Below are 26,859 nucleotides of genomic sequence, written 5' to 3' on the forward strand. Positions count from 1 at the left end.
GCCCAGGGCGGTGCATGTGCTCTCCGTCGATATGGTGCATCATGTCGGGCCTCGAAAAATCGGGGCCACGGGGCTGTCTGGCAGAAATCGAATAGTGCTCTGGCATGGGGTTTGTGGTGCGGATGAATATCTTGTTTGGGCAGCGTGGTTTGTGCCTGGCTGCCTGTGTGCTGGCCCTGCTGGTGAGCATGTCTCCGGCGCAGGCCTCCGAGGCTGCGCCCCCCCTGCTGCTGGCCGAGGTGTTGCGCGGTGAGGTGGATGTCACCCGCTACTGGGTCAGTGAGAAGCTCGATGGTGCCCGGGCGGTGTGGGACGGGCGCAGCTTGCGTTTTCGTAGCGGGCGTGCGGTGCATGCGCCGGCGTGGTTCATCGCCGGCTTGCCGCCGGAGCCCCTGGACGGGGAGTTGTGGATCGCCCGTGGGCGCTTTGACGCCCTGTCGGGTATCGTGCGCCGCCAGGTGCCCCGCGATGCCGACTGGCGGCAGATCAGATACATGGTGTTCGAGCAGCCCGACGGGGCCGGCACTTTCACCGAGCGCATCGAACGCCTGCGCGGTGTCGTTGCCAGGGCGGACGTGCCCTGGCTGCAACTGGTGGAGCAGTTCCGCGTGGCCGATCGCCAGGCCCTGCAGGCCCGCCTTGATGAGGTGGTGGCGGGCGGTGGCGAGGGCCTCATGCTGCATCGGGACGATGCTCCCTATCTGACCGGCCGCAGCGATGCGTTGCTCAAGCTCAAGCCCTTGTTCGACGCAGAGGCCAGGGTGGTCGGGCATCTGCCCGGCAAGGGGCGCCTGAGTGGCATGCTGGGGGCGCTGCAGGTGGAGACGCCCGCCGGCCTGCGCTTCGAGCTGGGCACGGGCCTGAGCGATGCGGAGCGGCGCAACCCGCCGCCGCTGGGCGCCCTCGTGACCTATCAGTATCGGGCCCTGACCCCGGATGGGGTGCCACGCTTCGCCAGCTATCTGCGCCGTCGGGAGGCCTTTTGAGCCGCCATCGGGTCCTCGTTTCCGGTGGGCGCGGCTTCATCGGGCGGCGGCTGGTCATGGCCCTGCGTGCCGATGGTGTCGCCCCCCGGGTGCTGACCCGCGGTGAACCGGGAGTGGATGAAGTGCACGGTGATCTGGCAGACCAGGCCGCCCTCGATCTGGCCTGCTCTGGCATCGAGACGGTGTTCCACTGTGCCGGCCATGCGCACGCCTTCGGTGCCCTGGGGGCGGACGAGGAGGCGCGTCATTGGCAGGTCAATTTTGAAGGCAGCCGGGCGTTGGCCGAGGCGGCTGGCCGGGCGGGTGTGGCCAGCTTTGTCTTTCTTTCCAGCGTCAAGGCGGTGGGGGAGCCCGGTGAGGGCTGTGTGGATGAGGGCTGGCCGGTGCCGCCGGAGTCGGCTTATGGCCGCGCCAAGCGGGCTGCCGAGGCGGCCGTGCTGGCTGCGGGCGAGCGTCATGGCATGCGGGTGACGGTGCTGCGTCCGGCGATGGTGTTCGGTGCGGGGGGGCGGGGCAATCTGGAGCGTATGGCCAACCTGGTGCGGCGCGGGCTGTTTCCGCCCCTGCCGGAGACGGGAAACCGGCGCTCTCTCGTGCATGTGAGTGACCTGGTGGCGGCCATGCGTCTGGTGGCGGCGGATTCCCGGGCGGCGGGCCGAACCTACATCGTGGCGCATCCGGTGACGCCTTCGGGCCGCGGGTTGTACGACATCCTGAGGCAGAGCCTGGGCATGCCGCCGGTTGGCTGGGCGGTGCCCCGGGCGGTGCTGCATGGGCTGGCTCGCTGTGGCGATGCCGTGGAGGGCCTGACCCGGCGGCGCGTACCCCTGGATAGCGAAGCGCTGGACCGCCTGCTGGGGTCGGCTTGCTATTCGCCGGCGCGTATCGAGGCCGAACTGGGCTGGCGGGCACGCATGGATTTGCAGGCCGGGCTGCGGGAGATGCTGAATGGCTGAGCTGTTGGCCATGCTGGTGCCGGTGCTGGCCTTCGGGGTGGCCTGGGGGGTGACGCGCGCGTGTTGCCGGCCGGGGGCCTGGCTGTATTTTCTGGATCAGCCCAACGAGCGTTCCCTGCATGTCACCCCGACACCACGCACGGGTGGAGTCGGGGTGATGGCCGGGCTGCTGGCTGGCTGGGCTCTGGTCGCGCTGGCCGGGCTGGGGAGTCTGCCCCTGGCGGCGGCCTTGACGGGGGCTGGCGGGCTGGCCCTGGTGGGGCTGGCGGATGACCGCTTCGGTCTGTCGGCAAGGCTGCGTCTGCTGGCGCAGCTGCTGGTGGCCGGGGCCTATCTGGCTCTGCTGGGCCCGGCTGGGGGAGGGCTTGAGTGGCTGGCCCTCGGCCTCGGTCTGGTCTGGATGGGCAATCTTTACAACTTCATGGACGGATCGGACGGTCTGGCGGGAGGTATGGCCCTGTTCGGTTTCGCGGCCTTTGCGGTGGCGGCAGCGCTGGCCGGGCAGGCGGGGCTGGCCCTGGTGTGCACAGGGGTGGCGGCGGCGGCGGCCGGCTTCCTGGTTTTCAATTTCCACCCGGCGCGGATCTTCATGGGCGATGTCGGGTCGGTGCCTCTGGGCTTCCTGGCGGGGGCTCTCGGGCTGGCCGGCCGGGAGAGCGGGGCCTGGCCTCTGTGGTTTCCGCTGCTGGTGTTTGCGCCCTTCATCCTGGATGCCACGGTCACCCTGCTGCGCAGGGCCTTGCGTGGCGAGCGCATCTGGCAGGCCCACCGCACCCACTATTATCAGCGCCTGGTGCAGATGGGGCTGGGCCATCGCCGCACGGCCCTGCTCGCTTATGCCTTGATGGCTGGCACGGGGGGGGCGGGAGTGCTGGCACTGCCCCTGGGGTTCTCGCTGCAGTGCATCATCATTACAATGTGCGTATCCCTTCACTTGGCCCTCGGCTACCGGATCGACAGCGCTTGGCGGCGCCATCAAACCGAAGCTCCTACGCCTTGATCAACAAGAACTATTACTCCTTCCTGGTGTTTTTGTCGGACCTGGTCGGGGTCGGGCTGGCGTGGTGGCTGGCTTACCTGGTGCGCTTCAACTTCGATGTGCAGCCCGAGTTCATGCCCGCCTGTCTGGTCGGGCTGGTGGTGGCGGTGATTGTGCAGGGCGGCATCCTGCGTGCTTTCGGGCTGTATCGGGGAGTGTGGGTGTTTGCCAGCCTGCCGGATCTGCTGCGCATCACCCGCGCTGTGGCGGTTGCTGCGGTAGTGACGCCGCTGGTGGTGGTGGTGGCGGTGCGCTACAACCCGGGCGTGCCACGCCTGGTCCTGCTGTTGCAGCCCGTGCTGCTGGCCATCTATGCCGGTGGCACCCGGGCCCTTTACCGCACCTGGAAGGAGTTCCACCTCTATGGCGCCCTGCGCGCCCTGGGGCAGCCGGTGATCGTGCTGGGGGGCGGAGAGGCGGCGGTCAGCCTGGTGCGCGAATTGTCCCGCTCGGCCGAGTGGCGGGTGGTGGGCCTGCTTGACGACAGCAGCGCCCGCCAGGGGCGCGAGGTGTATGGCTGCAAGGTGATCGGCCGGATTGCCGATCTCGAACGGCTGGCCCAGGAGCTCAAGGTCCGTCACGCCATCATCGCCATGCCGGGCGAGCGTCACCAGGTGCGTCGCTCGGTGGCCAGCGCCTGTGTGCGGGCCGGTGTCAAAGCGATGATCGTGCCGGCCCTCGACGACGTGATGACCGGGCGGGTGAAGTTCAGCGAGGTCCGGCGGGTGGACGTGGAGGACTTGCTGGGGCGTGATCCGGTGCGCATCGACAACGTGGAGGTGCGCGAGTACCTGCGCGGCAAGGCGGTCATGGTGACCGGCGCGGGCGGCTCCATCGGCTCCGAGTTGTGCCGCCAGATCGCCCGTTTCGAGCCTTCGGTGCTGGTCTGTTTCGATATCAGCGAGTTCGGCCTTTACCGGCTCACCGAAGAGTTTGCCCTGCATTTCCAGAACGTCCAGCTGGTGGCCCTGGCCGGTGATGTGAAGGACGCGATCCGGGTGGACGAAGTCATCGCCCGCTATCGTCCCCACGTGATCTTCCACGCGGCAGCCTACAAGCACGTGCCCCTGATGGAGGACGACAACGCCTGGCAGGCCGTGCGCAACAACGTGCTTGGTACCTGGCAGGTGGCCCGCAGCGCGGTGGCCTGCGAGGTGTCGCGCTTCGTGCTGGTGTCCACCGACAAGGCGGTCAACCCCACCAACGTGATGGGGGCCACCAAGCGCCTTGCCGAGCGGGTCTGCCAGGCCCTGGCGAGCCGCGGCAAGACCCAGTTCGAGATCGTGCGCTTCGGCAACGTGCTGGGCAGTGCCGGCAGCGTGATCCCCAAGTTCCAGGAACAGATCGCCGGCGGTGGGCCCGTCACGGTGACCCACCCGGAGATCACCCGCTTCTTCATGTCCATCCCCGAGGCCGCCCAGCTGGTGTTGCAGGCGGGGTCCATGGGGCAGGGTGGAGAGATTTTCGTCATGGACATGGGCGAGCCGGTGCGCATTGCCGAGCTGGCCCGGGACATGATCCGCCTCTCCGGACGCTCGGAAGACGAGGTGCGGGTGGTCTTCACCGGCCTGCGCCCGGGGGAAAAGCTCTACGAGGAAGTGCTGGCGGACAGCGAGCACACCCGCGCCACCCATCACCCCAAGCTGCGTATCGCCCGAGCCCAGCCCGTCGAGGACGGCTGGCTGGATGCCTTGCTGCTGTGGTTACGCCAGCGTCGGGCCGTCGGTGCCTCTGAGGTGCGTGGTGAGCTGCGCCGCTGGGTTCCGGAGTACGCCCCCTCCCACCCCTCCGCTCCATCCCTGCAGGTGGTGGAGAAGAACGCACATCGAGCCTGACATGAACCACCCCTCAGCCCCTGTCGTCCGCCCCCCGGCGCGTGAATCTTTGCAAACGTTCGGGCGTCGCTGACATGGCAACCTACGCCATTGGCGACATCCAGGGGTGTTTCGCGTCTCTTACCGCCCTGCTCGAACGGGTGGCCTTCGACCCGGCCCGGGACCGCTTGTGGTTGGTGGGTGATCTGGTCAATCGCGGCCCCGACTCCCTGAACACCCTGCGTTACGTCCGCGACCTGGGGTCGGCGGCGGTCACTGTTCTCGGCAATCATGATCTTTACCTGCTGATGGTGGCTTACGGCAGTGTGCGCAGCCGGGGCAAGGACGACACCATTCAGGCCGTGCTCGATGCCCCGGACCGGGAGGCCCTACTGGGCTGGTTGCGCACCCGGCCATTGATGCACGTGGAGAACGGCTTCGCCATGGTCCATGCCGGCCTGCTGCCGGGCTGGACCGTCGCCCAGGCCCGAGCCCTGGCCCGCGAGGTGGAGGGCGCACTGGCGGGCCCCTACCATGCCGACTTGCTGCATAACCTGTGGGGCAGCGAGCCGGCCGCCTGGCGTGACGAGCTGCGGGATTACGAGCGCATGCGGGTGATCGTCAATGCCATGACGCGCATGCGCTTCTGCACCCCGGAAGGCGTGATGGATTTCAAGGTCAAGGGCGAGGTGGCCCGGGCGCCCAAGGGCTACCTGCCCTGGTTCGAAGTGCCCGGCCGGAAGAGCGCCGACACCACCCTGGTGGTCGGGCACTGGTCTGCCCTGGGGCTGAAGATCGAGCCTGGTCTGCTGGCCCTGGATTCCGGTTGCCTGTGGGGGCGTGAGCTGACCGCGGTGCGCCTGGAGGACCGGGCCGTGTTCCAGGTGCCTTGCCCGGGGCTCACCCAGGGCAAGCTCAAGCCGTCCTGAGTGCGGGTGACAAACCTCAGAACACCAGCTTGGCGTGTGGGGGCGACTTCAGTCGCCCGCGGGCTTGGATAAAGGGTAAGGCGGTAATCGGAAGCGCATGGGCGACTGAAGTCGCCCCTGCAGTCCCCCCCCCCGCCACTGTCGTGCAGCACCTGCAAGAGCCCTGCATCCGATAAGACGTTTCGCTTCGGGTGCTCTGCGGCGATGTTGCTGGCCAGTCAGCCGGCGATGCCGGCGACGATGCACTCCCGTGCCTGGTGGGCGAGGGCTTTCCGGTCGGGTGTGTCGATGACGGACAGGGGCTCGCCGACCCGCAGGCGGGCAATGATCTGCGGCTCTGCGATGATCGCCCGCAGGCTGTCCAGCAGGCTCAGATCGCCGTCGTAGGCCGGCGCCCGGGTGTATTGCCCGTCGGGTTTGCGATAGGCGATGGCGATGGGTTGCAGCGGTGCTTTGGCCTCGATGGCCGCCTGCAGCAAGGCCCCGTGAAAACCCAGCACATGGCTGCCATCGGTGGTGGTGCCTTCGGGAAACACTGTGACATGACGGCCTTCGGCGAGGAGGGCGGCGATTTCACTGTTGACGATGCGTGCATGACCACGGCTGCCCCGGCGCAGAAACACGGTTTCGTGCTTTGCGGCCAGCCAGCCGGCCAGCGGCCATTCACGCACCTCGGCTTTGGATACGAAGGTGGTCGGGAAGGCTGCGTTGATCACGAAGATGTCCAGCCACGACACATGGTTAGCCACGATCAGGCTGCCGGGGCCGACGAAGGGGGCGTCCGTGCTCAAGCGAATGCCGAGGATCTTCAGCAGGCGGGCCGACCAACGCTGGCGGAGTTCGAGCTGCCGTGAGGGTGGAACAAAAGGAACGAGCAGGGTGGTGAGCACCACCGCCGCCAGCAGGTGGCCGGCCAGGGAGGCGTAGCGGATGAGGCGCTGGAGGCGGTGAGCGGGTTTCAGTCCTTGCGTCCCATGAAGTGTTTGGCGTAGCGGGCGTCGAGCCGGGATACCGGCAGCAGGATGGGCAGATCGGCCGTGTTGAAGTCGGGGTCCCAGGCCGGTTCGCCGCAGATCCAGGCGCCCGCCCGCAGGTAGCCCTTGATCAGCGGCGGAGTGTCGGCATCGAGATCCTGGCGCAGGGCCTGCAGCGGCAGCGGGGTACGCGGGAACATGCGGTATTCGAGCGGGCACAGGTGCTCTTCCTTCAGACGATTATACAGACTGGCCGCAGCGTGCCCGCCGTCGGCCATGCTGATCGAGGCGCAGCCGATCAGGTAGTCATAGCTGTTTTCCAGCATGTAGCGGGCCAGTCCGGCCCACAGCAGGGTGATCACGGCGCCGGAGCGGTAGTCGGCGTCGATGCACGAACGGCCGATCTCGACCATGCGGCCGCGCAGGTGACGCAGGCGGGTCAGGTCGAATTCGTTTTCGGAATAGTAGCTGCCGACCTCCCGGGCCGAGGCCGGGGACAGGATGCGGTAGGTGCCGACGATGCGCCCGGCATCTTCGTCGCGGACGATCAGATGGTCACAGAAGGCGTCGTAGAGATCCCGGTCTACGCCTGGGACGCGGGTGGGCAGACGGGCGCCCATTTCTTCGCCAAAGACCCGGTAGCGCAGCTTCTGGGCTTCCAGAATCTCGGTCGGGCAGGTGGCCAGACCGACATGCAGGTTGCGGCCGGGGCGTTGGGAGCTTCGTTGTTCCTTTTGCAGCATGGCGGAATCCTCATGGGGTTTCCGCCATTGTGGAAATGCTGCATTGCGTTACCGTGAAGGGGTGATGACGGGCCCGTGACGCAGCCCGTCAGCGGCCTTGGTGGCTTCAGCGGGTGACGCGGGTGTTGCGGCCGTCCTGGAGCAGGCGCACGCGCTCTCCGGGAGCGAAGTTCTCGCCGCCGTCTTCCTGGACGATGGCCAGCATCTCGCCGTTGTCCATCTTGAGGGTGACTTCGATGCCCTGCTTGCGGGTCATGCCCTCTTCTGCCGCGGCACCCGCCAGACCGCCGACCACGGCGCCGACAACCGCTGCAATGTTGGCGCCCTTGCCGCCACCCACGGAGCTGCCGGCAATGCCGCCGACAGCTGCGCCGGCCACGGTGCCGATGGGGGAGTTGGTGCCTTCGAGCTTCACCGGGCGCACGCCTTCGATCACGCCCATGCGTACGCTCATTACGCGGCGGGCTTCGGTGCGTTCATAGTCACCGCCGCCAAGGCCGGAGGCGCAGCCGGTGATGGTCACGGCGGCGAGGAGGGAGAGGCCGATATTCAGAAGTCGCATCATGTTTCCTTTCACCAAAGTCGTGTTCCGAAGGCTGCCCGGTAGGCATCCCCGATCTCGTCGCGGGAGGGGGCGTGGTTCTGCCCGCCCCGGCTGGCAATCTTGATGGCGCCCATCACCGAGGCGAGGCGCCCGGTCTGTTCCCAGTCCATGCCGTGCTCGATGCCGTAGAGCAGACCGGCCCGGTAGGCGTCACCACAGCCGGTAGGGTCTTCCAGGGCGGTGGGCTGGGCGCAGGGGATGTCGAACTTGCGGCCCCCTGCGTGGATCTCCGAGCCTTCGCCACCCCGGGTCACGATCAGGGCGCGGACTTCGCCGGCCAGGGATTCGATGCTGCGACCAGTGCGTTCGCACAGCAGGCGGGCTTCGTAGTCGTTGACCGCACAGTAGTCTGCCAGTTGCAGGCAGTGCAGCAACTCTTCACCGTTGAACATGGGCAGGCCCTGGCCCGGGTCGAAGATGAAGGGGATGCCGGCTTCGGCGAACTGGCGGGTGTGCTCAAGCATGCCCTCGCGCCCATCCGGGGCCACGATGCCCAGGCTGACGCCGCGGCTTTGGGGCACTTCGTTGCGGTGGGAGTGCACCATGGCGCCTGGGTGGAAGGCGGCGATCTGGTTGTCGTCCAGGTCGGTAGTGATGAAGCACTGGGCGGTGAAGGTGCCGGGGATCTGGGTGACGTGGGTTCGGGGCAGGCCTAGGCGGTCGAGGCGCTCAAGGTAGGGGCCGGCGTCGTCGCCGACGGTGGCCATGATCAGCGGGTCGCCGCCGAGGAGCTTGAGGTTGTAGCCGATGTTGCCGGCGCAGCCACCGAATTCCCGGCGCATTTCGGGCACCAGAAAGGAGACGTTGAGGATGTGGATCTGCTCGGGGAGGATGTGATTGCGGAAGCGGTCATGGAAAACCATGATCGCGTCGTAGGCGATGGAACCGCAGATGAGCGTGGACATGGGGCGGGTCGGTGAAAGTGAAGGGTTGTTTCGGGGCACGGACCGGTGGGGATCGGGGTGAAGTGATCCGCGCCGGCCAGGCTGTGTTTCGTCAGGGGTAGAAGGCGTACACGCGGTAGCCTGCGGCGGCTACGCCTGGTGCTTCAAAGGCCACCCGGATGGCGGTCTCGCCCCGTGCCGGGAAGGCATCCTTCGGGGCGTCGGCGGGCAACCACTGGGCGGGCGCCAGGACGCGCCGCACCAGAGCCTTGTCGCGGGCGTCGGTAAGGGTGATCTCCACATGGGGCCAGGCCTGCTGGAACTCGGCTCGGTTGCGCAGGGTGGCGTGCAGGGTGAAGTAGGCCTCGCGGTTGGCGTCGGGCTGAATGTCCGAGCTCTCGATGGCGATATCGGCCGCGTGGCGGGGCAGGGGCAACTCGCAGCCCAGGCCGGCACACAGGCTTTCCAGGGCGGGGCGCAGCTGGGGTGAGGACAGGGCGATCTCGTTGCGGAAGACCAGTGCGCCCTGGGCCAGCACTCCCAGAGTCAGCAGGGTCGCCGCTGCCGCCCACAGGGCCTGGCCGAGGGCCGGGTTGCGGGCTTCCTCTGGCTGGTCGGCCGCGTCGCTGGTGTCGTCGCCCTCATCTTCGTCGGCGTCGAGGGCCGTGTCGGCGGGGATCGCCGCAGCGGTAACGGGCGCGATGCTGTCGATACGAGGGGCTTGCGGTTCGGGCCGGGTCAGCGCTTCGCTGGCGTGGCCTGGGTCCCGGGTGTGTATCAAGGTGTCGAAATCGATGGGCGCTTCGCTGCCTGCCGTCTCCGGTGGGAGATCAAAATCCGGGGAGGCCTGTGCAGGGCTGGAGTCCGTCTGCTCGTCGGGAGGGGTGTCCAGATCCAGTGACAGAGAGTCGGGGATGGGCAGCTTGCCCAGCAGGGCGACATCGTCGGAAGACGAGGGGGGTGTTTCGTCCAGCGGCGCCTCGAAGGCCGGGGGGACGTCGAAGGCCGGGAATGGCTCCACGGGGAAGGACTCGGCCGGGAAGGCCTCGTCCTGCGGCTCGGAGACAGCGGGGGGCCACGCCTCGGGGCTGATCTCGCCCACCGGCTCGTGCTGGTCGACCTCGTCGAGCAGGAGCAGATGGGGCGGGGTATGCGCAGGCTCCTCCCCGACATCCTGCAACAGGGCGTCGACGGCGTCGGCCATGGTGGTGTCGGCGGGCGCTGGCGGGGCGTCTTCCAGAAGGAAAGCGTAGGGTGGAGGCTCGGCCGGGGGCTGCTCCGACTCGACCTCCGTTTCGACAACGTGCTGGAGCTCAAGGACTTCTGGCAGGGCGGCTTCCGCTGCAATCGAAAGACTGCTGTCGTAGGGCTCAAGGCGTTCTGAAGGGGCCGTGATGTCGGCGGGCTTCTCCTCCAGCACGAAAAGAGCGGGCCCGCTCGTGGGCGGTAGCTGCTGCGGGTGGGTCGGGGGGGCACCCTCTTCGATCAAGGTCTCGAGGGCGTTGAAGGCGTGACTGCACTGACCGCAGCGCACGCGCCCCTGGCGGGCGCGCAACTGCTCGGGGCGCACCCGGAAGGTGGTGGAGCACTCCGGGCAGCGCGCCAGGATCATGACACCGCCTGCTCCGGCAGATCGCCTTCGAGACGGACCCAGCCTTCGTGGGTGGCTCCGACCCGCAGCGCAATGTAGGGTGCGTAGGCCTCGATGACGTCCTGGGCCTGGGCTTCCAGAACGCCCGACAGGGCCAGCTTGCCGCCTGGCGCGACGCGGGCCGCCAGCAGCGGGGCGAGCATCTTGAGGGGATTGGTCAGGATGTTGGCAACCACCCGTTGGAAGGTGCCGTCTAGGGGCTTGGCGGACACCTGCAGGTGCAGGCTCACGTCGTTGTTGGCAGCATTGTCGGCTGCGGTTTCGACGGCTTTCTCGTCGATGTCGACGCCAGTGACTTCGCCCGCCCCCAGCTTGACCGCGGCGATGGCCAGGATGCCGGAACCGCAGCCGTAGTCGAGCACGCTGACGCCCGGCTGGATTTCGGTGGTCAGCCATTCGAGGCACAGCCGGGTGGTGGGGTGCGACCCGGTACCGAAAGCCATGCCCGGATCAAGGATCAGGTTGATGGCACTGGCGTCGGGGGATTCGTGCCACGAGGGCACGATCCACAGGCGGTCGGTGATGCGGATCGGGTCGAACTGGCTCTGGGTGAGTTGCACCCAGTTCTGTTCTTCCACCTCCTCGATGGTGAAGGGCGGCACGGCAGCGAGCCCCGCGGCGGCCGAGGCGGTGGCCAGGGCTTTGGCAAGGTCGGTGTCGGTGTCGAACAGGGCGATGACGCGGCTGTGGTCCCACAGGCTGGCCGGGGACATGCCGGGTTCGCCGAACTGGGGCTTTTCGGCCTCGGTACCGGCGTCGGCGTCGTCAATGCTCACCGACAGGGCGCCATGCTCCATCAGCGCTTCGGAGAGGGCTTCGGCGCGGCGCGCGTCAGCCTGCAGGATGACCGAAATCCACATCAGTTCTTGCTGACCTCGTTGCGCCCCGCCAGCTTGTGCTCCAGGTAATGGATGCTGGTGCCGCCTTCGACAAAGCGGGCATCGAGCATCAGCTCCTGGTGCAGCGGGATGTTGGTCTTGATGCCCTCGACGAGCATTTCGGACAGGGCGATGCGCATGCGGCGGATGGCCTGGTCACGGGTATCCCCGTAGGCGATCAGCTTGCCGATCATCGAGTCGTAGTGCTGGGGCACGGTGTAGCCGTTGTAAACATGGGAGTCCACACGGATGCCGGGGCCGCCGGGTACGTGCCAGTTGCCGATCTTGCCGGGGCAGGGGGTGAACTTGAAGGGGTCTTCCGCGTTGATGCGGCATTCGATGGCGTGGCCGCGGAACTCGATGTCCTTCTGCTTGTAGCGCAGTCTCTGGCCGGCGGCGACGCGGATCTGCTCCTGCACGATGTCTACACCGGTGATGAGCTCGGTGACCGGGTGTTCGACCTGGACCCGGGTGTTCATCTCGATGAAGTAGAACTCACCGTTCTCGTAGAGGAACTCGAAGGTGCCGGCGCCCCGGTAGCCGATCTTGCGGCAGGCCTCGGCACAGCGTTCGCCGATGCGCAGGATGTGGCGGCGTTCGATGCCGGGGGCGGGCGCTTCCTCGATGACCTTCTGGTGGCGGCGCTGCATGGAGCAGTCGCGCTCGCCCAGGTGGATGGCGTTGCCGTGCTGGTCGGCGAGGATCTGGATCTCCACGTGACGCGGGTTTTCCAGGAACTTCTCCATGTAGACCATGGGGTTGCCGAAGAAGGCGCCGGCCTCGGAGCGGGTGGTGGTGACAGCGTTGAGCAGTGCGGCCTCGGTGTGCACCACGCGCATGCCGCGACCGCCGCCGCCGCCGGCGGCCTTGATGATCACCGGGTAGCCGATGGCCCGGGCAATCTTGACGATCTCCTTCGGATCATCCGGCAGGGCGCCTTCGGAGCCGGGCACGCAGGGTACGCCGGCGGCCTTCATGGCGTCCTTGGCGGATACCTTGTCGCCCATCAGGCGGATGGTCTCGGCCCGCGGGCCGATGAAGACGAAACCGGATTGTTCTACCCGTTCGGCAAAGTCGGCGTTTTCGGACAGGAAGCCGTAGCCCGGGTGGATGGCTTCGGCGTCGGTGACTTCGGCCGCAGAGATGAGCGCCGGGATGTTGAGGTAGCTGAGGGCCGAGGAGGCGGGGCCGATGCACACGGACTCGTCAGCCAGCTTCACGTACTTGGCTTCGGCGTCGGGTTCGGAGTGAACGGCGACGGTCTTGATGCCTAGCTCACGGCAGGCTCGCAGCACGCGCAGAGCGATCTCGCCCCGGTTGGCGATGAGGATCTTTTCGAACATGGCCATGACTCAGCCGATAATGAACAGGGGTTCGCCAAACTCCACGGGCTCGCCGTTCTCGACCAGGATGGCCTTGATGACGCCAGCGGCGTCGGCCTCGATCTCGTTCATCAGCTTCATGGCTTCGATGATGCACAGGGGCTCGCCGGCAGACACGCTCTGGCCGACTTCGGCCAGGGGCTTGCCGCCCGGGGCGCTGGAGCGATAGAAGGTGCCGACCATGGGCGACTTGACCACATGGCCTTCGGGCAGGGCCGCTTCGGTGCTGGCCGCGGGGGCGGCGGCGGGGGCCGCAGCGACCGGAGCGGCTGCGGGGGCTTGGGCCACGTAGCTTACCGGCGCGGGGCCGGCGATGTGCTTGGCGATGCGGACTTTCTCCTCGCCTTCGGTGACTTCCAGCTCGGAGATGCCCGATTCCTGGACCAGGTCGATCAATTTCTTGAGCTTGCGAAGATCCATAGTATTCCCCTTGATGTATGCGGCAGCCTGCCGGACGGCAGGCCTGCCTGTGTCTGGTTTAGCCGCGCTCGGCGCGGAGACGGGAGAGGGCGAACTCGAGAGCGAGTTGATAGCCCTGGGCTCCCAGCCCGCAGATCACCCCGACAGCCTTGTCGGAAAAGTACGAGTGGTGACGGAAGGGTTCGCGGGCGTGGACGTTTGAGAGATGCACTTCGACGAACGGAATGGCAACGCCGGTGAGGGCGTCACGCAGGGCCACGCTGGTGTGGGTGTAAGCGGCCGGATTGATGACGATGAAGTTGACGCCTTCAGTGGCGGCAGCCTGCACCCGGTCTATCAATTCACCCTCGTGATTGCTCTGGAAGGACTCAAGTAACACCCCATCTGCCTTGGCACGACTTTCCATGGCCTCATGGATGTCGGCAAGCGTGGTAAGCCCGTAGATGCCGGGTTCTCGACGACCGAGCAGATTGAGGTTGGGACCATGCAGAACAAGAATGCGGTTCTGCGGAAGATCCTCTGCGGTGGCTTCCTGGGGGCGTTTTTTCCGCGTCATGTGTGCAAGTTTGCCGTAGTTTGGCGCAATTTGTCCACCGCGCGGGGCTGTGGCAGGCGCTCAGCTCTTGCTGAGTTCGGCCAGCTTGTGCTCGAGTTCTTCTTCCGAAAGCATGCCCAGCTTGACCAGGCTGATGTTGCCCTTGCGATCGAGAATCAGGGTGAAAGGGAGGCCTTGGGAGGCGTTGCCGAGCTCTTCGGTCAGGCTCACCACCGAGGGTGAGGCGATCACCAGCGGGTAGGCCACTTTCTGGGCAGCCTGGAAATCAATGACGTTCTTGGGGGTGTCGATGCTGATGCCTACAAACTGGACGCCTTTGTCCGCATATTTGCGGCTCAAGGCCGAAAAAGCCGGGATCTCCTTGCGGCAGGGTGGGCACCAGGTGGCCCAGAAGTTCACTACCAGCACCTTGCCTTGCCATTGAGCCAGGGGTTGCTGCTTGCCCGTGGTGTCGGGCAGATCGAGGGCCATCAGCTTGCCCACGGCGGCGTTCAGGGCCGGCGTGACCTGAGGAGGAGAGGGGTTTTGGCGGGCAGCGTAAAGACCCGCGGCACCCGCGGCAAAGGCGACGATGACGACCAGAAGAAAGCTGAGTCCACGTTTCATGGGGGGAGTTCGGCAGGTGCCGGTGTTTCGTTGATGAGGGCTTCGACGACGGACAGGCGTGCCCGTTCCATCTGACGTGACCCGTGGGCGCCACGACGGTGCAGGCGCTCCACGTCTGGCGAGTAGATGCGCAGCTTGACCGGCACGTCGTCCCAGTCGAAAACGAGGATCGCCTCGGGGCCTTCAGGCTGGTTGCGGCGCGGTTCCTTGTGCTCGTAGGCCACGTTGTTGTTGAGGAAGAAGATCTCCACTTCCTTGGCGCTTTCGGGGAAAAGGTCGATTTCCACGTCCGAATAGCGTCCGGCGGTGCCTTCCAGCACGGATCCAGTCAGATAGGGGCGGAAGGCTTCCAGCTCGCGCATGATCTCCGCAGCGGCGACGCGCATGGCGTGCTGGCGCTCCAGGTGCTCGTCGTCCTGGAAGACGGCCAGGTAGGTGCGTACCTCGGCTTCGATCTCGGCGTTGTTGGGGAGCTCGTCGGCGTTGACGGCACCCAGTTGGCGGGCGGCCTTGCGCTTGGCAAAGCCATAGTCGGTGATCCCGTCCTCGGCGATCATGCGGGCCGCCAGGGCGGCGATCTCACGGCGCAGGTTGCTGCGGTGGGGAACGGCAGGGCGCGGCATGGGCGGTCGAAGCTCCCCGTTCGATTAGAATGCCAACCATTCTACACACGACTATTGCGGCGCTGTTTCTGCCTTCCGGACTATGCATATTCACATTCTTGGTATCTGCGGCACCTTCATGGGCGGAATTGCCCTGCTGGCAAGGGCTGCCGGCCACACCGTGACGGGCTGCGATGCCAACGTCTATCCTCCCATGAGCACCCAGTTGGAGGAGCAGGGCATCCGCCTCGTCGAGGGCTATGGTGCCGATCAGCTGGGCCTGAACCCGGACGTCTTCGTGGTGGGCAATGCCATTTCCCGGGGCAATCCGCTCCTCGAGGAGATCCTCGACAAGGGCCTGCCCTACGTGTCCGGGCCCCAGTGGCTGGCCGAGAACGTGCTGCAGGGGCGCTGGGTGTTGGCTGTGGCCGGTACCCACGGCAAGACCACCACCACTTCGCTGCTGGCATGGATACTGGAAGACGCCGGGCTCAAACCGGGGTTCCTGGTGGGCGGTGTGCCGAAGAACTTCGGCCTGTCGGCGCGCCTGGGCGAGACGCCCTTCTTCGTCATCGAGGCCGACGAATATGACACTGCCTTTTGCGACAAACGCTCCAAGTTCGTCCATTACCGCCCGCGCACGGCCATTCTGAACAACCTTGAGTTCGACCACGCCGACATTTTCGCTGATCTTGCAGCCATCGAGACGCAGTTCCACCATCTGGTGCGGATCATTCCGCGCACGGGCCGGATCATTGCCAACGCTGCCGAGGAGACTCTGCCCCGGGTGATTCAGCGGGGCTGCTGGTCGGAGCTGGAGTGGTTCAACGACGCGGCCGGCTGGTCCATCGCCGAAGGGGCGGTCGAGGATGAGGTGGTGGTGCGTCACTTGGGCACGGAGATCGGTCGCAAGCGCCTGCCCCTGTCGGGCCGCCATAACCGGGCCAACGCCCTGGCGGCGATTGCCGCGGCGCGCCACGTGGGTGTGACCCCCGATGTGGCCCTGGATGCGCTGACCCGCTTCGAAGGCGTCAAGCGCCGGCTTGAGTTGCGGGGCACCGTGCGCGGCGTGGCGGTGTACGACGACTTCGCCCACCACCCGACGGCCATCACCCTCACCGTCGAGGGGTTGCGCCGCCAGGTGGGAGAGGCGCGCATCCTGGCTGTGCTGGAGCCCCGCTCCAACACCATGAAGCTGGGGGTGATGAAGGAGCAGTTGCCAGCCAGCCTGACCCAGGCCGACAAGGTCTTCTGTTACGGCGCCAACCTGGGCTGGGACGCCCGGGCTGCCCTTGAGCCCATCGCCGCCAAGACGGTGGTGGAGGACGACCTGGATGCGCTGGTGAAAGCCATCGTTGCCGAGGCCCGGGACGGCGACCGTATCCTGGTCATGAGCAATGGCGGCTTTGGCGGCATTCACGGCAAGCTGCTGGCGGCCCTGGCCGCCTGAGCGGCTTTCAGTTCAGCATCCCGAACTGCTTCAGTTTGCGGTAGAGGGTGGCCCGGGCCACCTTCAGGCTACGGGCGGCGGCCGACACGTTGCCGCCACAGCGGGCCATGGCGCCCCTGACGGCCTCCAGCTCCAGCTCGCGCAGGCACATGTTGCGCACATCCGGCCGGGTGGATGACAGCGCCGCACTGCGCCCGAAGCGCTCTGTCAGCTCCTCGGGCAGATGCTCCGGGCGGATTGCCGTGTCGTCCTCCGCGAGGGTCAGGGCCAGGCGCAGCACATGGCCCAGCTGGCGGATGTTGCCCGGCCAGGGGTAGTCCATCAGGGTCTGCATCGCCTCGTCCGAGAGCTGAGGGGGCGTCGCACTGCCGGCCTCCCGGGCCAGCATCGAGCCGATCAGCGCTGCCCTGTCAGCCCTGTCCCGCAGGGCGGGCAGGCAGACTTTCACGCCCTTGATGCGGTAGTACAGATCCTCGCGGAACAGCCCCTCGGCCACCCGCCCCTCCAGACTGCGGTGGGTGGCAGTGATGATGCGGGCGTCGAAGCGGATCGGTCGGGCGCCGCCCAGGCGGGTGAAGTTGCGCTCCTGCAGCACGCGCAGGAGCCGCCCCTGCAACTCCAGGGGCATGTCGCCGATCTCGTCGAGAAAGAGGGTGCCTCCTCGGGCGAGCTCGAACTTGCCCGGCGCGCCACCCCGGCGCCCCCCCGTGAAGGCGCCGTCTTCATAGCCAAAGAACTCCGACTCGATCAGCCCGGCGGGCAGGGATGAGCAGTTGATTGCCACAAAGGGCCCCGCTGCCCGGTCGCTCTCGTCATGCAGGCGGCGGGCCAGGACTTCCTTGCCGGTGCCGGTCTCGCCGTTGATGAGTACCGGGATGTCACGTTCGAAGGCCCGGCGGGCAATGTGCAGGGCCCGTCCGGCGACTCCGTCGGTATCCACGGGCGGAGTCGCGGCAGGTTGGAGGACGTCTCCGCTGCGCAGGGTGCGGACGGCGCTGCTGATTCGGGCGAGCAGAGTGCCCTGATTGCGGGCCTCGAAACGGGCCTCAAAGCCCAGGCCGTCATCGTTCCACAGGGTGCCCTGAACAAGGCGGCCAGACAGGGCCTGGGTGAAGGTTTCGGCGGGGCAGTCGAAGATTCGGGCGAAATCCGGGTCGCCATCCCGCGTTGGGACGAGTTGCAGCAGTTGGCGGGCGGTCTGGTTGGCCCCCAGCAGCTGGCCACCTTCGTCAAAGACCATCACGCCGGCCAGGGGCGTGGCGAGCAGCTCGGACCGGGTGTGGAAGCACAGGCGCAGGGCGCCCCCGAGGTCGTCGAGCATGCGGTTTTCGATGGCGCGGGCAGCGATGGCCAGGGGTTCGAGCACCGTGATCGGGCTGCCGTCGCAGTGGCGGGTTGCGTCGAGGATGCCCGCCAGCTGGCCGGCCGGATCGAACAGGGGGACCGAGGCGCAGGCAAAGGGGCGGATTTCGTCGAGAAAGTGCTCGGCGGCGCGGATCACGAGGGGCTGGCGTTCGATCAGGGCACAGCCCAGCCCGTTGGTGCCGATGTCAGCCTCCAGGATGGAGCGGCCGACCTGGAAGATCTGGTTCAGTCCGTCGAAGGACGTGCCCGTGCCGCACAGGGCCTTCACCACCATGCCGTCTGGATCAGTGCACACGATGCCCCAGTTACCCCGGGCCATCATCGTGCGGAGCCTTTCCATCTCGGGCAGGGCGCAGGCGACCAGGCGCTGGTTGTGCTCGGTGACGGCCTGCTCCTGCTGGCGCGACACCGGGCCCATCACTCGCCGGTCGGTGGTATGCAGACCATGTTCGAGGGATCGCTCCCAGGAACGGATTATCGGTGGGCTGACGAGCCCGGTGGGCGCTTGTCCGCGCTCGAAGAACTGTCTGCGTCCTTGCTCCAGCCGTGCCTCAAACGAGGCGAGCTGCTCTCCCATGGTGTCTCCTCCATGTGGCCAGTTGCGAGTCAACCGGTGACACCGATGTTGACTCGTTTCGAGTCAGTCCTGCTTGCCCTATGGTGCCGGAGTGAGTCCGGATTTTTAGGCAGGTGGCTGATATTTAGTGGTTATTTTCCATTTTTCCGGGTCGGCACGCTTGCTGCTGATAGACCTGTGCGGGGCCGGGATGGCGGAAAGCTGCTGTCGCGGAACGCGTTCCACATTAAAGAACTTCAACGAACGAAGTCAATCTGGAGACAACATGCACCCAACTTTTTCCCGTGGCGCTCCGGCCGTGATCCGGCTTGCCACCCTGCTGGCCGGGGCGCTTGCCTGCCAGGTCGCCCTGGCAGCGCCAAAGGGCTCGGCTGAACACATTGCTGCCGTCACCGCCCGAGTTGATGAACAGAGCATTCGTGCCAACGCCGCCCGCGGTACCGATTGGCCTGCCTATGGCCTCGATTACGCCGAGACGCGTCACAGTAAGCTCACCGGGATACATGCCGGCAACGTGAGCCAGCTCGGCCTGGCGTGGACCTACAACCTGGAGTCGTCCCGCGGTGTAGAGGCCACGCCCCTGGTGGTGGACGGCATCATGTACGTCACCGCATCGTGGAGCGTGGTGCATGCGGTGGATGTGCGCACCGGCAAGCGGCTGTGGTCCTACGACCCCAAGGTGCCCCGCGAGTATGCCCAGAAAGGCTGCTGCGACGTGGTGAACCGGGGCGTTGCCCTGTACAAGGGCAAGGTTTTCGTGGGGACCTTCGACGGCCGACTGGTGGCGCTCGATGCGGCCACCGGCAAGCCCGTATGGGAAAAGGACACCGTTGAGGACCGCAGCCGGCCCTATACCGTGACTGGCGCGCCGCGGGTCATCAAGGGCAAGGTGATCATCGGTAACGGCGGGGCCGAATATGGGGTGCGTGGCTATCTCACCGCCTACGACGCCGAGACCGGTGAGCAGAAGTGGCGCTGGTACACCGTGCCTGGCGATCCGGCCAAGCCCTTCGAGAACGAAGCCATGGCCAAGGCCGCCAAAACCTGGGACCCGGCAGGCCAGTGGTGGGTGACCGGTGGTGGTGGCACGGTCTGGAACAGCATGACCTACGACCCGGAGCTCAACCTGATGTATGTGGGCACGGGTAACGGCTCACCCTGGAACCATCGCAAGCGCAGCCCGAAGGGGGGTGACAACCTCTATCTCGCCTCCATCGTCGCCCTCAACCCCGACACTGGCGAGTATGTCTGGCACTACCAGGAAACCCCGGGCGACAACTGGGACTACACCTCGGTGCAGGACATGATCCTCACCGACCTCACCCTTGCCGGCAAGAAGCGCAAGGTGATCCTGCACGCGCCCAAGAACGGCTTCTTCTTCGTGATTGACCGGACCAATGGCCAGTTCATCTCGGCCAAGCCCTTCACCGAGGTGAACTGGGCCACTGGCTACGACAAGAAGGGGCGGCCCATTGAGACGCCGCAGGCTCGCTCCCGGGACGCCTTCGACAGCGTGCCCGGCCCCTTCGGCGGCCACAACTGGCATGCCATGTCCTTCAACCCGAAGACTGGTTTGGCCTACTTCCCGGTACAGAACGTACCCATCAACCTGGCCGAGGACAAGGATTGGCGCTTCAACGCCAATACGCCGGGTCAGCCTCAGTCGGGTACCGGCTGGAACCTGGGCATGCAGATCAACACTCAGCCGCCCAAGAGCAAGGCCTTTGGCCGGCTGGTGGCCTGGGACCCGGTCAAACAGAAGGAGGTCTGGCGTCAGGAATATGCCTCCCCCTGGAATGGTGGCACTCTCACCACCGCCGGCAATCTGGTGTTTGCCGGTACCGCCGATGGCCGTTTCGCCGCCTACAGCGCCGACAAGGGCGAGAAGCTGTGGGAGGCGCCGATTGGTGTGGGCATGATCGCGCCGCCGGTCACCTACGAGGTGGATGGCCGCCAGTACGTGTCGATCGCCGTGGGTTGGGGCGGGGTGTTCGGGTTGTTCCAGCGGGCCACTGAAAAGCATGATCTGGGGCGGGTCTACACCTTTGCGGTCGGGGCCAGCGCACCCCTGCCCAAGGTGCCCGATTATCCTCTCGGCAAGCTCATCTCCGGCGTCAAGTACGACCCGGCCCACATTCCCGAAGGCACCAAGCTCTACGTGAGCAACTGCGTCTTCTGCCACGGCGTGCCGGGGGTAGACAAGGGCGGCAACATTCCCAACCTGGGCTATGTTCCGTCCGCCGACATCGAGAACCTGGCGGACTTCGTCTTCAATGGCCCCTTCGTCAAGAAGGGCATGCCCGACTTCACCGGCAAGCTCAGCCGGGAGGACGTGGAGAAGATCAAGGCCTTCATCCAGGGCACCGCCGACGCCATCCGGCCCAAACCCTGACCCAAGCCTGACCCCCTCCGGAGCCCTGCCTCCCTCTTGCCGTGGCCACCGCTTCACCCCCTTCCCTTCCGGGTGGCCACGGCCCTTTTTATTCCGGACCGGACGCGGCGACGTCCGGCCATCTTGTTGCACACCATGAGGAGACACCCATGAAGATGACCCGCTCCATTCTCGCCGGCGCCTGCGCCGCCGCCCTCCTGACCCTGGCCACCAGCGGTGCCTGGGCCGACGTGCGCCCCGATCCGGGCGACTACACCGGTCTGCCGGCCGGTACCAACCTGCTGCTGGCCTACGCCCAGTTCCCCCGCGCCGACAAGGTCTACAGCAATGGCAACAAGGTGGTGGACAACCTGGATCTGTCGGTCAATGCCGGCATCCTGCGTTACGTGCACTTCATGAAGCTGGGCGACTACATCATCGACCCGCAGATCATCCTGCCCTTCGGCAGCCAGAAGATCGGCCTCTCCGACACCAAGAGCAGCGGCATCGGCGACGTGATCTTTGGCGGCACCTTGTGGACCATCGCCGATCTGGCCAAGGGCGAGCACCTGGGTTGGTCGGTGTTCTTCACCGCCCCCACCGGCAGCGACAAGAACCAGGGCTTCGCCCTCAGCAACAACCGCTGGGCCACCGATCTGCAGGTGGGTTACATCCGCAAGCTCTCCAACAACTGGACGGTGGATCTGATCGGCGAGACCGAGTTCTATCAGGACCAGCGCGACACCAAGTCGCAGAAGGACCCGCTGCTCCAGGCCCACGGCCACCTGCGCTATCACCTCAGTGACGCCACCTACGTGGCCGCCACCTACCGCCATGCCTGGGGTGCCAAGGAAACCCTCAACGGCGCCGACATTGCCGGGCGCAAGAACAACGGCACCACCATGCTCACCTGGGCGTCCTTCGTGGATAAGCAGTGGCAGGTGCAACTGCAGTACGTGCATGACCTGAAGGTGGAGGAGGGCCCCAAGATCAGCGCCCTCCAGGCCCGCCTGCTCTACGTCTATTGACCCCTGTTCCAGGAGACATTCATGAACCGTTTTCACGGCATTGAGTTGCATCCCGACACCGCAACCTTCCTGGCTCGCCCCCGCCGCATGCTGATTGGCGGCGAGTGGGTGGAGGCGGCCTCCGGCGCCAGTCTGCCGGTCACCGATCCGGCCAGCAACGAGGCCTTCTGCCATGTGCCGGCCGGCGACGCGGCCGACATCGAGCGGGCCGTGGCCGCCGCCCGCCAGGCCTTCGAATCGGGCGAATGGCCGCGCCACCGCCCGGTGGACCGGGAGCGCCTGCTGCTGCGCCTGGCTGATCTGCTGGAGGCGCATGCCCAGGAGTTCGCTGAACTGGAGGCCCTGGACAACGGCAAACCGGTGATGATGGCCCGCCATGTGGACGTGGCCCTGTCCATTGACTTCATTCGTTATATGGCTGGCTGGGCCACCAAAATTGAAGGGCACACCATGGAGCTGTCGGTGCCCCTGGTGCGCGAGCGGGAGTTCTTCGGCTTCACCCGGCGCGAGCCGGTGGGGGTGGTGGGCGCCATCATTCCGTGGAATTTCCCCCTGCTGATGGCCGTGTGGAAGGTGGCACCGGCCCTGGCGGCCGGCTGCACCATGATCCTCAAGCCCGCCGAGGATACGCCGCTCACCGCCCTGCGCCTGGGCGAGCTGGCCCTGGAGGCGGGGTACCCCGCTGGTGTGCTGAATGTGGTCACCGGCCTGGGGCATACCGCCGGCGCTGCCCTGGCGGCCCACCCGGGCATCCAGAAAATCGCCTTCACCGGTTCTACCGAGGTGGGCAAGCTGGTGGGCAAGGCCGCCATGGAGAACATGACCCGGGTATCCCTCGAACTGGGGGGCAAGAGCCCGGTGATCGTGCTCGACGATGTGGACCCGGCTGTCGCGGCGGCGGGGGCGGCCCAGGCCATTTTCTTCAACCAGGGGCAGGTGTGCACCGCTGGCTCCCGCCTCTATGTCCACAAGAGCCGCTTTGACGCGGTGGTGGAGGCTCTTTCGGGCATTGCCGCAGGCATGCGCCTGGGCCCGGGCATCGACCCGGCCACCCAGATCGGCCCCCTGGTGAGCAAGGTGCAGCAGGGTCGGGTGATGGACTACGTGAACAGCGGCTTTGCCGAGGGTGCCCGGGCAGCGGCGGGCGGGGCTGTGGGCGACGGGCCCGGCTGCTTCGTGCAGCCTACCGTGCTGGTGGATGTGCGTGAGGACATGCGCGTGGTGCGGGAGGAAATCTTCGGTCCGGTGGTGGTGGCTCAGCCCTTTGACGACGTGGAGGAGATCGCCCGGCGGGCCAACGACACGCCCTACGGCCTGGCGGCCAGCATCTGGTCCAACGACCTGTCGCGGGTGCATCGCCTGATCCCCAAGATCAAGGCCGGCACCGTGTGGGTGAACTGCCACAACATCATCGAGAACGTGATGCCCTTCGGCGGCTTCAAGCAGTCGGGTATCGGCCGTGAGGCCGGGCGTTCGGCCCTGGAGCTGTACACCGAGCCCAAGTCGGTGATCATGATGCTGTGACCGGGCAGGCCCTCAGCGCAGGGCCTGCAGCCGCCTGGGGAAGCCCGCCGCCTGAAAGGGCAGGCGGGCTTCGCTGCGCTGGAAGACCCGAAAAGTTGCAGCCAATGTGGCGCCCAGCAGCAGGGCTGCACCGGTGTTGTGGGCGACGGCCAGGGGCAGCGGCAGCTGCAGCAGCACGTTGGCGATGCCCAGCGCGATCTGCAGCACAAGGGCTGCGAGCAGGCTCTGCCCGTACAGGCGGGTTTCTGGCCGCGTCAGCAGACGCAAGGCGAAGCCGCCGGCCAGCAGCACAACCAGGGCCGCCCCCAGGCGGTGAGCCCAGTGGATGGCGGTCAGGGCTGCACCGGACAGCAGCGCGCCGCTGGCTGTGGCACCGAGTTCACGATCCAGGGTGAAGGCGTGGTGGGGGTCCATCTCGGGCCACCAGCTGCCCTGGCAGGTGGGAAAGTCGGCGCAGATTGCGGCGGCGTAGTTGCTGCTCACCCAACCTCCCAGGGCAATCTGTATGAACACTGCGCCGAGGGCCAGCACGGCGAGCAGGCGCAGCCCGCCCGGCAGGGCGGGAAGCCGGCGGGGCGAGGCCAGGTCACGCAGCACCAGCACCGCCAGCAGGGCCAGGGTGCTCATGCCGCCGAGCAGGTGGCTGGTGACGATGACGGGCTTGAGCAGCCGGGTCACGGTGAGCATGCCGAGCAGGGCCTGCCCGGCTACCACGGCCAGCAGCAGCACCTCAAGCCATGGGCTGCGCCGCTCGCGCTGGCGCCAGGCGAGCACTGCCAGGGCCAGGATGGCCAGGCCCAGCAGGCCTGCGGCGTAACGATGGATCATCTCCTTCCAGGCCTTTGGGGCTTCCACGGGCTGCCCGAAGCGATGCTCGGCAGCGTGGATTTCGTGGGCCTCGTCGGGCACACCCACCAGCTGGCCGTAGCAGCCGGGCCAGTCGGGGCAGCCCAGCCCGGCATCGGAGAGGCGTACGTAAGCGCCCAGTGACACCACCACCAGGGCCAGGAGCAGGGCGGCGAGGGCGAGCCGACGATAGCTTCGGGTCATGGGTCTGCTCCCCGGGTCAGGCCAGGCGATCGAGGAAGAGGGCGGCGAACAGCCCGGTGAGGTAGATCAGGGAATAGCGGAAGGCGCGCCGGGCGCGGGCGTCGGAGTAGTTGCGCCACAGCACCCAGGCCTCCCGCAGATAGCCCAGGTTGAGAACGGTGACCAGGGCGGCGTAGACCGCGCCGGACAGGCCCAGGGTGCAGGGCAGGTAGGACACGGCGGCCAGCAGCACGGTGTATAGCAAGATGTGCAGGCAGGTGAGGGGCACGCCGTGGCTCACCGGCAGCATGGGCAGGCCGGCACGGGCGTATTCGTCGCGGCGATAGCAGGCCAGCGCCCAGAAATGGGGCGGGGTCCACAGGAAGATGATGAGAAACAGGGCTAGCGCTGGCAGGCCGATGCTGTCGGTCATGGCGGCCCAGCCGAGCACCGGCGGCATGGCCCCCGAGGCGCCACCGATGACGATGTTCATGGGCGTGGCGGGTTTGAGGATCAGGGTGTAGACGATGGCGTAGCCGAGGAAGGTGGCCAGGGTGAGCCACATGGTCAGGGGATTGACGGCCATGTGCAGCAGCCACAGGCCGGCGCCGCCGGTAAGGCAGGCCAGGGTGAGGGTCTCGGTGGGGGTGATCAGGCCCAGGGGCAGGGCGCGACCGCGGGTGCGGGCCATGCGGGCATCGATGGTGCGCTCGACCAGGCAGTTGATGGCCGCCGCTGCGCCTGCCACCAGAGCGATGCCGACGGTGGCGGCGAGCATCAGCCCGGCGGGGGGCCAGCCCGGAACAGCGAGGAACATGCCGATCATGGCGGTGAACACGATCAGGCTGTTGACCCGTGGTTTGCACTGGGTGGCAAAGGCCGCCAGGCGCAGGCCGAAGGGGGTGGGGGCGGTGCTGCTGGGCAGGAGCGTCGGCATCGGGGGTCTCCGGGGAATGGGGGGCAATGCGGCTCTTCAGCCTGCCCACGCGTAGCGCAGCAGGCGTTCCATGTCTTTCAGGATGCCCTGTGGGTCGGCATCGGGGGCGTAGCGCAGGATGATCCTGTCCTGGGGGTCAACCACGTACACCCGGTGCCCGCTGTTGCCGAGGTCAAAGGCGGCGCGGGAGGCCGCATCGGCGGCCACGGCGGTGTGCAGGTCGGGCTGCAGGGCGAGGAGGGCGGCATCATCGGGGGTCGCCTGATCGGTGAGCCAGGTGCGCTGTACCCGCGCCATCTGCTTGTACAGCGCCACATGTACCTGGCGGGTCAGGACGACCCACTTGCGGCAGGCGTCGTCACAGGGGCCCGAACCGGCAATCACCAGGCGCCAGTGGGGCGTGGCGCTGCTGCCCAGGGGGGTACCATGAGCATCAACCAGGGGCGGTAGGGTTCGCGGAGGTGACAGGAGCTCGCCGTGGTTGCCCGGGCGCTCCGGGTGCCAGCCGGTGAAGTAGAGCGTTGCGGCCACCCCGAAAGGCAGCAGCAACAGGCCGAGGACCAGGCTCAGGGTGCGCTTGCCGTGCATCAGGGGCGCTTCCAGCCGAGGGCCAGCCAGATCAGCAGGGCGGAGGCGGCAAAGCCATACCACTGCCAGGCGTAGGACAGGTGGCGCTCGAAGCGCTCGTCGGGGCGGGGCCATTCCCGGGCAAAACCAGCCGGCGCGTCGGGGGCCAGTTGCAGCACCATCGGTTGCAGCGGCCACGGCGCCAGCCGGGTGAAGCGGGTCAGGTCGAGGTTCTGCCACACGGGCTGCCAGCCCTCGCCGACGGGCTCCTTGCCCAAGGTGAAGAAGCGGGTGCCCGGCACCACAGCCGTGCCGTGAAGGGTGATCGGGCCTGTCGGGGTGTCCACCCGGGGCAGGTCGCTGTGCAGGGCGGAGGCCGGAACCCAGCCCCGGTTGACCAGCACACGCATGTCGCTGCCTTCGATGTGCAGGGGCGTGATGACGTGGTAGCCGGCCTGTTCCCGGTGGATGCGGTTGTCGAGGAGGATCTGGTGCGCGCTGTCGAAGCGGCCGCGCACCGTCACCGGGCGGGAGCGCAGGGCTTCGGCATCGACCGGCGTGGCGCCGAGGCTCACCGGTGCGTCGCTACCCCGCTGGTCGAGCAGGGCCTGGGCGGCCTGCTTGCGGTCGGCCTTGGCATGCTGCCAGTTGCCCAGCTGGATGCAGCCGGCCGCAAGCACGATGGCCAGCGCCCCGCCCCAAACAGAGGGGCGGAAGCGCCGGCCGCTTGTGGCGGCCTGAAGGCGGGCGCACAATCGACTGAAGACCCGGGAGGAGCGCGCTGTGCTGTTCAAATTGGCAGTGGTATTCATGCTGTTGCTGGTCATCGGCAGCCTCTTTTCGGGCCTGGTCTTTCTCTATCGCGACAAGGGCAATGGCGACCGGGTTGTGCGGGCGCTCACCTTGCGCATCTCCCTCTCCCTCTTGCTCTTTGCCGGCCTGCTGCTGGCCGGGCGTTTTGGTGGCTACGCCGGGTAAGCCCGGCGG

26 protein-coding genes are annotated in these 26,859 nt (G+C 66.9%); 10 read left to right on the forward strand and 16 right to left on the reverse strand.

The window, feature by feature from the left end; translation table 11 throughout:
* Nucleotides 1-122: 122 nt before the first annotated feature.
* The 5 genes from PHI64_RS02855 (at nt 123) to PHI64_RS02875 (ending at nt 5,724) form a co-directional block, all read left to right on the forward strand.
* Nucleotides 123-986 (forward strand): DNA ligase, encoded by an 864-nt coding sequence (locus PHI64_RS02855; protein WP_299878268.1) that lies wholly within the window; start codon nt 123-125, stop codon nt 984-986.
* The gene (locus PHI64_RS02860; RefSeq protein WP_299878271.1) at nt 983-1,942 is read left to right on the forward strand and encodes an NAD-dependent epimerase/dehydratase family protein; all 960 of its coding nucleotides are present in this window, start codon (nt 983-985) and stop codon (nt 1,940-1,942) included. The genes PHI64_RS02855 and PHI64_RS02860 overlap by 4 nt, the downstream gene beginning before the upstream one ends.
* Nucleotides 1,935-2,942 (forward strand): glycosyltransferase family 4 protein, encoded by a 1,008-nt coding sequence (locus tag PHI64_RS02865; RefSeq protein WP_299878274.1) that lies wholly within the window; start codon nt 1,935-1,937, stop codon nt 2,940-2,942. The genes PHI64_RS02860 and PHI64_RS02865 overlap by 8 nt, the downstream gene beginning before the upstream one ends.
* Entirely contained in the window at nt 2,939-4,816 is a 1,878-nt protein-coding gene (locus PHI64_RS02870; RefSeq protein WP_299878277.1) for a nucleoside-diphosphate sugar epimerase/dehydratase, read from the forward strand. The genes PHI64_RS02865 and PHI64_RS02870 overlap by 4 nt, the downstream gene beginning before the upstream one ends.
* Nucleotides 4,817-4,890: 74 nt before the next feature.
* Complete coding sequence (locus tag PHI64_RS02875; protein ID WP_299878281.1) at nt 4,891-5,724, forward strand: symmetrical bis(5'-nucleosyl)-tetraphosphatase; 834 nt, start codon at nt 4,891-4,893, stop codon at nt 5,722-5,724.
* 218 nt (nt 5,725-5,942) lie between these two features.
* On the opposite strand, the gene PHI64_RS02880 is transcribed toward PHI64_RS02875, so the two are convergent.
* From PHI64_RS02880 to PHI64_RS02930, 11 genes are all read right to left on the reverse strand, one after another.
* Nucleotides 5,943-6,614 (reverse strand): 1-acyl-sn-glycerol-3-phosphate acyltransferase, encoded by a 672-nt coding sequence (locus PHI64_RS02880; protein WP_299878284.1) that lies wholly within the window; start codon nt 6,612-6,614, stop codon nt 5,943-5,945.
* A gap of 68 nt (nt 6,615-6,682) precedes the next feature.
* Entirely contained in the window at nt 6,683-7,441 is a 759-nt protein-coding gene (locus tag PHI64_RS02885) for a GNAT family N-acyltransferase (protein WP_299878287.1), read from the reverse strand.
* 106 nt (nt 7,442-7,547) lie between these two features.
* A complete protein-coding gene (locus PHI64_RS02890; protein WP_299878290.1) occupies nt 7,548-8,006 on the reverse strand; it encodes a glycine zipper 2TM domain-containing protein in 459 nt (152 codons plus the stop codon).
* 8 nt (nt 8,007-8,014) lie between these two features.
* Complete coding sequence (locus PHI64_RS02895) at nt 8,015-8,950, reverse strand: carbohydrate kinase family protein (RefSeq protein ID WP_299878293.1); 936 nt, start codon at nt 8,948-8,950, stop codon at nt 8,015-8,017.
* Nucleotides 8,951-9,041: 91 nt separating this feature from the next.
* Nucleotides 9,042-10,541, reverse strand: a complete 1,500-nt coding sequence (locus tag PHI64_RS02900) for a DUF3426 domain-containing protein (RefSeq protein WP_299878296.1) — start codon at nt 10,539-10,541, stop codon at nt 9,042-9,044.
* On the reverse strand, nt 10,538-11,440 hold the full coding sequence (prmA, locus tag PHI64_RS02905) for a 50S ribosomal protein L11 methyltransferase (RefSeq protein WP_299878299.1): 903 nt from the start codon (nt 11,438-11,440) through the stop codon (nt 10,538-10,540). Before prmA ends, PHI64_RS02900 begins: the two co-directional genes overlap by 4 nt.
* Nucleotides 11,440-12,801, reverse strand: coding sequence for an acetyl-CoA carboxylase biotin carboxylase subunit (gene accC, locus PHI64_RS02910; RefSeq protein WP_299878302.1), 1,362 nt, complete (start codon nt 12,799-12,801; stop codon nt 11,440-11,442). The genes prmA and accC overlap by 1 nt, the downstream gene beginning before the upstream one ends.
* 9 nt (nt 12,802-12,810) lie before the next feature.
* Entirely contained in the window at nt 12,811-13,260 is a 450-nt protein-coding gene (gene accB, locus PHI64_RS02915; RefSeq protein ID WP_299878305.1) for an acetyl-CoA carboxylase biotin carboxyl carrier protein, read from the reverse strand.
* A 58-nt stretch (nt 13,261-13,318) separates the two neighbouring features.
* The gene (aroQ, locus tag PHI64_RS02920; protein ID WP_299878308.1) at nt 13,319-13,816 is read right to left on the reverse strand and encodes a type II 3-dehydroquinate dehydratase; all 498 of its coding nucleotides are present in this window, start codon (nt 13,814-13,816) and stop codon (nt 13,319-13,321) included.
* 60 nt (nt 13,817-13,876) lie between these two features.
* On the reverse strand, nt 13,877-14,422 hold the full coding sequence (locus PHI64_RS02925; protein ID WP_299878311.1) for a TlpA disulfide reductase family protein: 546 nt from the start codon (nt 14,420-14,422) through the stop codon (nt 13,877-13,879).
* Nucleotides 14,419-14,979: a hypothetical protein gene (locus tag PHI64_RS02930; protein WP_299878435.1), complete on the reverse strand. Its 561-nt coding sequence runs from the start codon at nt 14,977-14,979 to the stop codon at nt 14,419-14,421. The genes PHI64_RS02925 and PHI64_RS02930 overlap by 4 nt, the downstream gene beginning before the upstream one ends.
* Nucleotides 14,980-15,127: 148 nt before the next feature.
* On the opposite strand from PHI64_RS02930, the gene mpl reads away from it, so the two are divergent.
* A complete protein-coding gene (gene mpl / locus PHI64_RS02935; protein ID WP_299878314.1) occupies nt 15,128-16,474 on the forward strand; it encodes a UDP-N-acetylmuramate:L-alanyl-gamma-D-glutamyl-meso-diaminopimelate ligase in 1,347 nt (448 codons plus the stop codon).
* 7 nt (nt 16,475-16,481) lie between these two features.
* On the opposite strand, the gene PHI64_RS02940 is transcribed toward mpl, so the two are convergent.
* Nucleotides 16,482-18,416 carry a sigma-54-dependent Fis family transcriptional regulator gene (locus PHI64_RS02940; RefSeq protein ID WP_299878317.1) on the reverse strand — a complete coding sequence of 645 codons (1,935 nt, stop codon included), beginning with the start codon at nt 18,414-18,416 and terminating at the stop codon, nt 16,482-16,484.
* Nucleotides 18,417-18,681: 265 nt separating this feature from the next.
* On the opposite strand from PHI64_RS02940, the gene PHI64_RS02945 reads away from it, so the two are divergent.
* From PHI64_RS02945 to PHI64_RS02955, 3 genes are all read left to right on the forward strand, one after another.
* The gene (locus PHI64_RS02945) at nt 18,682-20,808 is read left to right on the forward strand and encodes a PQQ-dependent dehydrogenase, methanol/ethanol family (RefSeq protein WP_299878320.1); all 2,127 of its coding nucleotides are present in this window, start codon (nt 18,682-18,684) and stop codon (nt 20,806-20,808) included.
* Between the two features lie 149 nt (nt 20,809-20,957).
* On the forward strand, nt 20,958-21,815 hold the full coding sequence (locus PHI64_RS02950; protein ID WP_299878323.1) for a transporter: 858 nt from the start codon (nt 20,958-20,960) through the stop codon (nt 21,813-21,815).
* Between the two features lie 21 nt (nt 21,816-21,836).
* Nucleotides 21,837-23,339 carry an aldehyde dehydrogenase family protein gene (locus PHI64_RS02955; RefSeq protein ID WP_299878326.1) on the forward strand — a complete coding sequence of 501 codons (1,503 nt, stop codon included), beginning with the start codon at nt 21,837-21,839 and terminating at the stop codon, nt 23,337-23,339.
* Nucleotides 23,340-23,351: 12 nt separating this feature from the next.
* Here PHI64_RS02955 and PHI64_RS02960 read toward each other — a convergent pair whose 3' ends face one another.
* The 4 genes from PHI64_RS02960 to PHI64_RS02975 are packed head-to-tail and all read right to left on the reverse strand — an operon-like array spanning nt 23,352 to nt 26,684.
* The gene (locus PHI64_RS02960; RefSeq protein WP_299878329.1) at nt 23,352-24,389 is read right to left on the reverse strand and encodes a heme A synthase; all 1,038 of its coding nucleotides are present in this window, start codon (nt 24,387-24,389) and stop codon (nt 23,352-23,354) included.
* 16 nt (nt 24,390-24,405) lie between these two features.
* Nucleotides 24,406-25,305 carry a heme o synthase gene (gene cyoE, locus PHI64_RS02965; RefSeq protein WP_299878332.1) on the reverse strand — a complete coding sequence of 300 codons (900 nt, stop codon included), beginning with the start codon at nt 25,303-25,305 and terminating at the stop codon, nt 24,406-24,408.
* A gap of 36 nt (nt 25,306-25,341) precedes the next feature.
* Nucleotides 25,342-25,893 (reverse strand): hypothetical protein, encoded by a 552-nt coding sequence (locus PHI64_RS02970; RefSeq protein WP_299878334.1) that lies wholly within the window; start codon nt 25,891-25,893, stop codon nt 25,342-25,344.
* Nucleotides 25,893-26,684: an SURF1 family protein gene (locus PHI64_RS02975; RefSeq protein ID WP_299878337.1), complete on the reverse strand. Its 792-nt coding sequence runs from the start codon at nt 26,682-26,684 to the stop codon at nt 25,893-25,895. Before PHI64_RS02975 ends, PHI64_RS02970 begins: the two co-directional genes overlap by 1 nt.
* Here PHI64_RS02975 and PHI64_RS02980 point away from each other — a divergent pair.
* Nucleotides 26,683-26,850 carry a twin transmembrane helix small protein gene (locus tag PHI64_RS02980; RefSeq protein ID WP_299878340.1) on the forward strand — a complete coding sequence of 56 codons (168 nt, stop codon included), beginning with the start codon at nt 26,683-26,685 and terminating at the stop codon, nt 26,848-26,850. The genes PHI64_RS02975 and PHI64_RS02980 overlap by 2 nt on opposite strands.
* Nucleotides 26,851-26,859: the final 9 nt, after the last annotated feature.

The organism is Zoogloea sp. (assembly GCF_028689785.1).
Taxonomy (GTDB): domain Bacteria; phylum Pseudomonadota; class Gammaproteobacteria; order Burkholderiales; family Rhodocyclaceae; genus Zoogloea.

Excerpts from the sequence above, each read along its gene's own strand:
- PHI64_RS02875 (WP_299878281.1), top strand. The coding sequence starts at position 4,891 with ATGGCAACCTACGCCATTGGCGACATCCAGGGGTGTTTCGCGTCTCTT.
- PHI64_RS02855 (WP_299878268.1), top strand. The coding sequence starts at position 123 with ATGAATATCTTGTTTGGGCAGCGTGGTTTGTGCCTGGCTGCCTGTGTG.
- PHI64_RS02940 (WP_299878317.1), bottom strand. The coding sequence starts at position 18,416 with ATGGGAGAGCAGCTCGCCTCGTTTGAGGCACGGCTGGAGCAAGGACGC.
- aroQ (WP_299878308.1), bottom strand. The coding sequence starts at position 13,816 with ATGACGCGGAAAAAACGCCCCCAGGAAGCCACCGCAGAGGATCTTCCG.
- accB (WP_299878305.1), bottom strand. The coding sequence starts at position 13,260 with ATGGATCTTCGCAAGCTCAAGAAATTGATCGACCTGGTCCAGGAATCG.
- mpl (WP_299878314.1), top strand. The coding sequence starts at position 15,128 with ATGCATATTCACATTCTTGGTATCTGCGGCACCTTCATGGGCGGAATT.
- PHI64_RS02950 (WP_299878323.1), top strand. The coding sequence starts at position 20,958 with ATGAAGATGACCCGCTCCATTCTCGCCGGCGCCTGCGCCGCCGCCCTC.
- PHI64_RS02955 (WP_299878326.1), top strand. The coding sequence starts at position 21,837 with ATGAACCGTTTTCACGGCATTGAGTTGCATCCCGACACCGCAACCTTC.
- PHI64_RS02895 (WP_299878293.1), bottom strand. The coding sequence starts at position 8,950 with ATGTCCACGCTCATCTGCGGTTCCATCGCCTACGACGCGATCATGGTT.
- PHI64_RS02900 (WP_299878296.1), bottom strand. The coding sequence starts at position 10,541 with ATGATCCTGGCGCGCTGCCCGGAGTGCTCCACCACCTTCCGGGTGCGC.
- PHI64_RS02975 (WP_299878337.1), bottom strand. The coding sequence starts at position 26,684 with ATGAATACCACTGCCAATTTGAACAGCACAGCGCGCTCCTCCCGGGTC.
- PHI64_RS02925 (WP_299878311.1), bottom strand. The coding sequence starts at position 14,422 with ATGAAACGTGGACTCAGCTTTCTTCTGGTCGTCATCGTCGCCTTTGCC.
- PHI64_RS02865 (WP_299878274.1), top strand. The coding sequence starts at position 1,935 with ATGGCTGAGCTGTTGGCCATGCTGGTGCCGGTGCTGGCCTTCGGGGTG.
- cyoE (WP_299878332.1), bottom strand. The coding sequence starts at position 25,305 with ATGCCGACGCTCCTGCCCAGCAGCACCGCCCCCACCCCCTTCGGCCTG.
- PHI64_RS02970 (WP_299878334.1), bottom strand. The coding sequence starts at position 25,893 with ATGCACGGCAAGCGCACCCTGAGCCTGGTCCTCGGCCTGTTGCTGCTG.
- PHI64_RS02945 (WP_299878320.1), top strand. The coding sequence starts at position 18,682 with ATGCACCCAACTTTTTCCCGTGGCGCTCCGGCCGTGATCCGGCTTGCC.
- PHI64_RS02885 (WP_299878287.1), bottom strand. The coding sequence starts at position 7,441 with ATGCTGCAAAAGGAACAACGAAGCTCCCAACGCCCCGGCCGCAACCTG.
- prmA (WP_299878299.1), bottom strand. The coding sequence starts at position 11,440 with ATGTGGATTTCGGTCATCCTGCAGGCTGACGCGCGCCGCGCCGAAGCC.
- accC (WP_299878302.1), bottom strand. The coding sequence starts at position 12,801 with ATGTTCGAAAAGATCCTCATCGCCAACCGGGGCGAGATCGCTCTGCGC.
- PHI64_RS02890 (WP_299878290.1), bottom strand. The coding sequence starts at position 8,006 with ATGATGCGACTTCTGAATATCGGCCTCTCCCTCCTCGCCGCCGTGACC.
- PHI64_RS02930 (WP_299878435.1), bottom strand. The coding sequence starts at position 14,979 with ATGATCGCCGAGGACGGGATCACCGACTATGGCTTTGCCAAGCGCAAG.
- PHI64_RS02980 (WP_299878340.1), top strand. The coding sequence starts at position 26,683 with ATGCTGTTGCTGGTCATCGGCAGCCTCTTTTCGGGCCTGGTCTTTCTC.
- PHI64_RS02960 (WP_299878329.1), bottom strand. The coding sequence starts at position 24,389 with ATGACCCGAAGCTATCGTCGGCTCGCCCTCGCCGCCCTGCTCCTGGCC.